Source organism: Paraburkholderia diazotrophica (assembly GCF_038900755.1).
Classification (GTDB): Bacteria; Pseudomonadota; Gammaproteobacteria; order Burkholderiales; family Burkholderiaceae; genus Paraburkholderia; species Paraburkholderia diazotrophica_A.
Map to the genome: position 1 here is coordinate 1 of NZ_JBBPEN010000039.1, position 6,989 is coordinate 6,989.

Sequence of the window (6,989 nt, forward strand, 5' to 3'; positions counted from 1 at the left end):
TCCGCCTCTGAATAAAGAACCTTTTCTGGATGTAAATCAGGCTTCTCGCGTCTCTAATGTCCAACGATAATCCAGGATAGATATTGGAACGCGGGATTCCGGGAAATGTACGAACAGCTCTACCCATGCGACCACTGTGGCGGCCGCGCGACCGTCGGCCTATCCCAACGGGTGGTTGCCGAGATCGGCGAACCCGGTTTTGACTACGGTCAGTTTGGACGGCATGCAGGACCGCCCAAGATCGGCGATACCCTCAGGCGCCCCCCGTACGCTCCACAAACCGAACGCCTCGCCTGTATCTATTGCGCAGACTGCGGCATGTCGACCCCGTGGTTTCCGTATGCCGACAACGAGGCCGACGGGCTGAAAGAAGCGGCTCCCATCTGGAACAGGCGCATCAGCCGGCCCAAGATTACCGAAGGCGACCTGCGCGATCTCATCGAAAAAGAGCTTGGCGCGTGCGACGCACAGATGGTCATCGACATGCTCTCCCGCAATGACGAGGACTGGGAGACTCGCGGACCCATGTTCAAAATGCTGGCTCAGCGTCTGGTCGACGCTTCGGTTTCGACCATCGACAGTTGGCCGATCGAACCGGTACTGCGCGACGCCGCCCGTTACCGGAAGCTGGTTCAACTCGTGAAGTGGCTCGACGTTGACGGCAACCGCTACATCCAGTTTCCGACGATTCCAGCTCCGCAGGAGCACTCTGATCTGATGTTCGAGGACCGGATTGCCCTTGCGATAGACGGAATGCCCGATCGCGACAGGTGGTGATCGCGTGTGGAGGTCTCTCCCGTCGACGCCTGTGCGTTCTACGTCGGTCTGCGGTTACGGACAAAAAAAAAAGCCGGCTGCAAAGAGCCGGCTTGCAAAAAAGTTCCGGCACATTCCGAGGGCCGATGCCGAAACCTGAGAGACGATTCATTGTGCGGCAACGCCGGCACCCTGCGTGGGGCATATGGCACACAATATTGCTGCTCATTCCACTGGACGAACGGATCTTAGCCTTGCTTTTCGCCGTCGCCAAGAATTCGGTAGAGCGCCTGCCGTGAAATGCCAAGCGCGTTCGCGGCGTGGCTCTTGTTGCCAGCAGCAGCCTTCAAAGCGTCCCGCGCTTCGTCTACCGTCGGGAGTTTCCGCTGCATCCGGTCCTGCATCGCGAAGGTCGACAGGTATGCGCCCGACTTGCTCAGGCGCGAGTGACCGGCAGCCTCGACAACGCGGCGCATTGCCTGTTCGTGAAGTTGCGGGTCTGGGCGGTCACCAGCTCGCTTGATCGGAGCCTCCACACCAGTCGTCTCTCTATAGAGCGTCTGCAGATACTCATGCCGAAGACCGTGACTCGTGATGCCCATGCCTCTTTTGGTGACGCCGTGCTTTTCAAGCACGTAGTAATACCAGTCACGCCACTGGCTTAACGTCCGATCGACCGGGACCGTCGATCCAGTCAACACGTTACTGAGCCTCGCCGCTTCTTCAAGTATTCCAATCTTCGTCTCGATGGGAACCTCGCGGGGCCTGCCTCCCTTCGTGCCACGCGTCACTGCCAGCATTCTCGGGTTACGCGCGGCTTCCGCAGGTCGAAGCATGAAACTCTCTTCGATGCGCAAGCCAAACGCCGCCTGCAACTTCAGTTGCACTGCCGTATACGGACACGTTTGCGCGATCTCCTCGATCTTCGCCACAGCGTCGACACCGTGCGCCGCCCATGATTTATCTTCTGTTGCCACATAACTTCGCTTCAGGCCGAGCGCCTCCCGGTCCGCGTAGTCATCAAGCGAGCCGACGAGGTTTGTCTTGCCCATCCATTGCGCGAGCGCGCGAAGGTACGTCAGCTTGTTCTCGATCGTGCCGCCGCTCTGTCCGGCCTTGATCCATGCGCCGACCAAAAACTTCACGTGCTTCTCTTTCAGTGACCAAGGCGTCTGGAGCGCGAAGCCGCCTTCTCGCAACTCCTTGAACGCCTTGCAAAGCTTGGCCGCGCGGTACTCCTGGGTCTTGATCGACAACGGCCTGTTGCTGATCCGTGTGGTGCTGTGAACGCGCGAGACGTTCTCATCGAAAAGTCTAAGCAGCGCATCCCGGAATTCAGGTCCAAACCCATATCCATTAACGATTGCGCGCACATTCAATATTGCGGCCATCCGATACCTCCGCCGCGGCGCTGCGCCGCGCTGCCTTGTTGTTCCGTATTCGCCGGTCGATCGCTGCATCCCTACCTGATGCCGTCACCCGACCACCCTGGGCTTGCCTGTTCGCCGCTACTCTGCGGCTGCGCCGTATCCCCGTCGCGTGGGTCCCGCCTTCCGGTCCTTTAGCGATTCCATCCGATCGGCCAGTTGCATGGGAAGAACATGCAATCCGACTGTCCAACCTGCTGCCTGCCAGCCCGAACCGCGCTTCGCGCAATCCACCACTGACCTATTCCGCGCTTGGCATTTCTGCCGTCGCGCTGCGCGGTGCACTACCCGCGCGATGCAGCTTCGTGGCTACCCTGCCAGCATGACGCTCTCGCGCCTACGAGCCGTGTTCCGCTTCGCGAATCTCCGACTGGTGCTAAATGCCGGGTAATACCTGTACGCGTTTTGTGTACGGCCGCGCGCGCCGTGTCCTCTTCCGTCAGGGAATCGCGATGGTCCGGCCTGTGCCGATCCCCGCAAGGCTTCCCCCGCCCCCAAGCACGTTCATCCTTGCCGCTGTGTGTCGGGCAAGTCGAACGCACCCAGCCGTAGCTGTAAGGGCGTGTACAGACGCCGCTGAGATGCGGAAAGCTCTGGTGTCCAGACACTCCACATTTTCTCAACGCGTCACAACTCGGCTAACCGCCGCCAATCGTATGGATATCGCACTGTCCAGTGGTCCTCAACGTGGACCAACTCGGACTTGATTTACTTCAGAAAAAGGCCGCATCACTGTGCGGCCCGGTCAGTGGGGTATTTCTGGCCCGTTGCGGGCGTGGGGTATAGACGTGCGGGTGCCTTGCACTCGCATTCGATGCGTCAGAGACGCGGTAGGTAAGCCAAGGATAAGGCTACTCGCACAAGCGTCGCACGCCGAAAGATGGCCAGAACCGGTCGGCTTTCGTTGACTTGACTTCGCTACGCGCTCGCTAGACTGAAACCAGGTAGAACTGACAGAAAACTGTTAGTTCGCTCCGACAGAGCCGGCGCGACGCCCAAACTGACATTTAAGTGTCAGTTATCTGATAGTTCGCCGGTCTCATGCGTCCGATCTGATCCAAACTGATACTTTACTGTCAGTTTTCTGTCACTTCGGCGCGTGGCCAACTTAAACGCATGGAGTCATCTTGAAAACTTCGGTCTTCGCAGTCGACGTAGGTTACGGCAACACCAAATACGCTTACCGCGCAGCGAGCGGCAGCATCGCGACCGGCATGTTCCCGTCTCTCGCACCGCTTGCCGCCAGTCGCTCGCTGTCGGGCTATGGGGATAGCGTACTGGCATCCCGGAAAGTCACAACAATCGTCATCGACGAGATCGAATACGAAGTGGGTCCCGACGTCTCCCTCACCGCCGCATATGGCAACACGGGCCGCGCACTGTCGAACGATTTCGTCCGGTCCGATAACTATAAGGCCCTGCTGTTGGGCGCAATCTTTTTCGCGGGCGTCACGCATATTGACCGGCTGGTGCTCGGACTGCCTGTTCACAACATGGAGAAGTACTCGGGCGAGCTGCGCGATCGCTTCACAGGCGGTTTCAACTACGGCGCGGGTCGAGTCACGATTGATAAGGTAGTCGTGATCCCGCAACCGCTTGGTTCGCTCGTCGCAGCGTCAGCCAACCGACAGAGTGAGTTCGGCCGGGACAGCGCACACCTTGTCATCGACGTCGGCTATTTCACGACCGACTGGGTCTACGCCAACGGATTCACGATGGACGACAAACGTAGCGACGGCATCCCCGGCGGCGCATCGCAGATCTACCAGCGCATCGCCGCCCTGATTGCGCGTGACCAGGACGAACAGGTCGAGGACATTGAACGCATCGACAAGGCGCTGCGCGAGCGCAAGCCGTTCCCCTTCTATAGCAACAAGATCGACCTCGCGCCCTATCTCGAGCGATCGCAGCCGATTATCGCTGGCGTCGTCAAGGAAATGCAGAATAACGTAGGCCAGCTCGCGGGCGTGGACTCGATCATCCTGTCGGGCGGTGGCGGTTCGCTCTATGCTCCAACTATCCGGAAGGCGTTTCCCCGTGTAACGCTCGAAGTCATCGAGGCGCCGTGCACGGCGAATGCCAAGGGCTTCCTGATCGTTGGTGAAGCCGGCCTGACCCGCGAGCGCGCGACCGCGAAAGCATGAGCGAAAAGTTCGACATGAAGCTGGTCATCGACGCGGTGACCACGCCTCTCCTGCATGCCAGGCTGAGTCAGTCCACCTCCTACAGGGAGCGCGCGGCGCTGCTGCGCTCCCTGGCCGAGGCCGCACTGCGAGGGCATCACGTCACGTCAGAACCTGAGCGGCAAATTGCGGCGCGTCATGTCGAAACCGCCGCAACGGCCGAGCGAAACTATCAGCCGCCTGCCGCCGCTCAACCTTCACTGGCCACCCGCGATGCTATCGAATCGAACGTTGAGGAAGTTCGGATTCACTCAATGAACGAGAACGATGGCCCGGGATCGCACGACGCAGACCAGCTCGCCGACGCGTTCGGCGCGTTTTTTCTGAGGCGAACGAGGCGAACTTGACTTTGCCGCAATGATGCGATGATGGGTCATGTCTTCGATGTTCATCACGCGAGGCGCGGTGCATCGAAGCATCAGCCACCACCGAGGGGAAGAATATGCTGGAATTTATTGAGATCGTGCGCCATGGTCTGCCACTGACTGAGCCGCGCTCGTGGCTCTTTGTCGCGACCGTCATTGCGGCGGGCGTCGCGGGCTGGAAGAGCCTGAGTGTCGTCGAGCACTTCGCAAAGAACAAGGAGGAGTAAATGGACACTAACGATCGACTCGGCAGGTACTACACGAAGTTCATGGCGCTGCCGTTCTTCACGCGCCGTGCAATTATCTTCGGCGCTTCGCTCGCGCTTTGGTGGTTCGGCGCACTGCTCGCGAGCATGCATGTGAATAACAATCTGTGCGTCGTGCTTCTTCTCACGGGCGCCGCCGGCGCTATTTGGTCTAGCGGGTTGTGGCGCATGTGGAAGGTCTTCGCAGTCATCGCTGCTGTTTGCGTGGCGATCATGCGATGAACGGAATGAACGGACGAAAAAAAAAACGGCTCCCCCAAGATTCTGGGGAAGCCGGTTTCGCTTTAGCGGTTCAGTGCGGCCGAGGGGTCGCAGTAACAAGAAGGCGATGCGCGCAAAAATCCCACGCATCCACAAAAGTCTTGTCGCGGCACGCGTATGCGGTGTTGCCACTGGCCGTCCGATCAATCACGTCGAACGCGACAGCCTCTGACTTCCCTACCCGCTGGCGGCCGCCTTCGGCGCCGTTGGTTGCGACGATTGCAAAGCCACCCACGAGAACCTGGAACGAAGCCATTTCCACTCCAAAGAAATTGGCCCGATGAGATAATCCCCGATGGGGAACATCCCCACCGGGCAGGTTGATAAATGTGCGGCTGCAGCCGCGTTAGAAAATCGATACCGCTTACGCGGCGACGTATTGCGGGACAGCAGATTGCGAGACGCGAGCTACGTTTACCGTCTGGACTTCGTTAGCGAAACGCGCGCACCACTGGTCGGCGTAGTCGGTTCCCCGCACGCGAGGCCGGTGAACAAACACGGTGAAGCCTTCCGACTTGAGCCGCTTCGCCAGTTCGAGACCACCCGCGACACCTACCGACTTGCCGGTCTTCGGGTCAATGTCGTCGAAGTCAACGAAGATGTGCACGACGCGGATGCCCATGCCATCCGGAACCACGAACTGGCGTAGCAGGCCGATGTTCAGGCAGTACCACATCGGAACACCGGACTCCATGTAAGCGCCAAGGGCCGACTCCAGCCCTTCCGCCACTCCGATTTCGCCGTCTACCGGGTCCATCAAGCGCACTGCGCCACCCTGGAGCGGATTCAGCGTCATGTCGTTCAGCCTTGAGTCGAGAATTTCTCCGTCACCCGAAATGATCTTTGCCTTAGACGGCGTTGATCGCTCAAGGTATGTGCGGTGAAGCGTGCCGAGACGACCATCGGGCAGTTCGAACCGGGCGAGGATGCCCGGCCAGCTGCCGATGACCTTCTTTTCGTGCCGGTACTCGAGCATGCCGAGGCGCAACGCGCGCGACGGCACGACACGAAGGCCCGGCACGCGGGCGGCCAGATACCGCATCACCAGATCGCCGCTCGACACAGGCTTTGCTGCGTCCCACATCGAGTTAAGCCGGTTTGCGATGAACTTCGTGTCCGCCTTGCGCTTCGGCTTTGGTGCCGTCGCTGCCGCAGCGCTGTTAACCGCATGCGGTGCAGGGCCACCATCCAGTTGACGCATCAGGCGGTACAACCCCATCCGGTTCAGACGCGTGATCAGCTGGAGGCCGTCACCGGCCATTGCGTTTCCGTTGTTGCATTGACGGCAAACCCAATCACCTCGCCCACGCTTGTTGTCGTAGGTGAAACGATCGGTACCGCCGCAGATCGGGCACGCGCATGGGTCGCCAGTGAGACGGTCCGCAGGCACGCCATAGCTCACAAGGAGCGAAATCCATTGCTCCGGGGAACGCTCGAAGCTGGCGAGCTTCTGCTGAAGCCACGCGTACTGCTCGGGCGACAGCTCTCGTCCTCTTACAGTCATGAGTCACTCTCCTTGTGTTGAGTGGGTTAGGTCGGTGCCTGAGACAGGCGTGAAAACGCGTGCTCAAAAAAGCGGTCCGCGTGCGTGAGCGGGCGGCTTTTTTCAGCAGACGGGGGTGGTGGATATGGAACGCTGGCGCAGAAGGCCGGATGGAAGAACCGCCGCACGACACACCCGTAGGTGTGCCGTTGCGAAGGTGAGGTGATACGGGAGCAGAAGTTAGTGAA

Annotated in this window: 8 protein-coding genes; 5 read left to right on the plus strand and 3 right to left on the minus strand. The window is 59.7% G+C overall.

The window, feature by feature from the left end; translation table 11 throughout:
• Positions 1–105: 105 nt before the first annotated feature.
• A complete protein-coding gene (locus AABE10_RS35765) occupies positions 106–777 on the plus strand; it encodes a Lar family restriction alleviation protein (protein WP_342937772.1) in 672 nt (223 codons plus the stop codon).
• A gap of 227 nt (positions 778–1,004) precedes the next feature.
• On the opposite strand, the gene AABE10_RS35770 is transcribed toward AABE10_RS35765, so the two are convergent.
• A complete protein-coding gene (locus tag AABE10_RS35770) occupies positions 1,005–2,147 on the minus strand; it encodes an integrase domain-containing protein (RefSeq protein ID WP_342937773.1) in 1,143 nt (380 codons plus the stop codon).
• A gap of 1,163 nt (positions 2,148–3,310) precedes the next feature.
• Here AABE10_RS35770 and AABE10_RS35775 point away from each other — a divergent pair.
• The 4 genes from AABE10_RS35775 to AABE10_RS35790 all read left to right on the plus strand — a co-directional run bounded on the left by AABE10_RS35775 (position 3,311) and on the right by AABE10_RS35790 (position 5,219).
• The gene (locus tag AABE10_RS35775; RefSeq protein ID WP_342937774.1) at positions 3,311–4,327 is read left to right on the plus strand and encodes a PRTRC system protein D; all 1,017 of its coding nucleotides are present in this window, start codon (positions 3,311–3,313) and stop codon (positions 4,325–4,327) included.
• On the plus strand, positions 4,324–4,713 hold the full coding sequence (locus AABE10_RS35780) for a hypothetical protein (RefSeq protein ID WP_342937775.1): 390 nt from the start codon (positions 4,324–4,326) through the stop codon (positions 4,711–4,713). Before AABE10_RS35775 ends, AABE10_RS35780 begins: the two co-directional genes overlap by 4 nt.
• Positions 4,714–4,808: 95 nt before the next feature.
• On the plus strand, positions 4,809–4,958 hold the full coding sequence (locus AABE10_RS35785) for a hypothetical protein (protein ID WP_342937776.1): 150 nt from the start codon (positions 4,809–4,811) through the stop codon (positions 4,956–4,958).
• Positions 4,959–5,219, plus strand: a complete 261-nt coding sequence (locus AABE10_RS35790; protein WP_342937777.1) for a hypothetical protein — start codon at positions 4,959–4,961, stop codon at positions 5,217–5,219.
• Between the two features lie 70 nt (positions 5,220–5,289).
• Here the strand turns inward: AABE10_RS35790 and AABE10_RS35795 are convergent, their stop codons facing one another.
• Together AABE10_RS35795 and AABE10_RS35800 are read right to left on the minus strand one after the other, a co-directional pair.
• Positions 5,290–5,514 (minus strand): hypothetical protein, encoded by a 225-nt coding sequence (locus AABE10_RS35795; protein WP_081767700.1) that lies wholly within the window; start codon positions 5,512–5,514, stop codon positions 5,290–5,292.
• Positions 5,515–5,622: 108 nt separating this feature from the next.
• The gene (locus AABE10_RS35800; RefSeq protein ID WP_342937778.1) at positions 5,623–6,762 is read right to left on the minus strand and encodes a DUF7146 domain-containing protein; all 1,140 of its coding nucleotides are present in this window, start codon (positions 6,760–6,762) and stop codon (positions 5,623–5,625) included.
• Between the last annotated feature and the right edge of the window lie 227 nt (positions 6,763–6,989).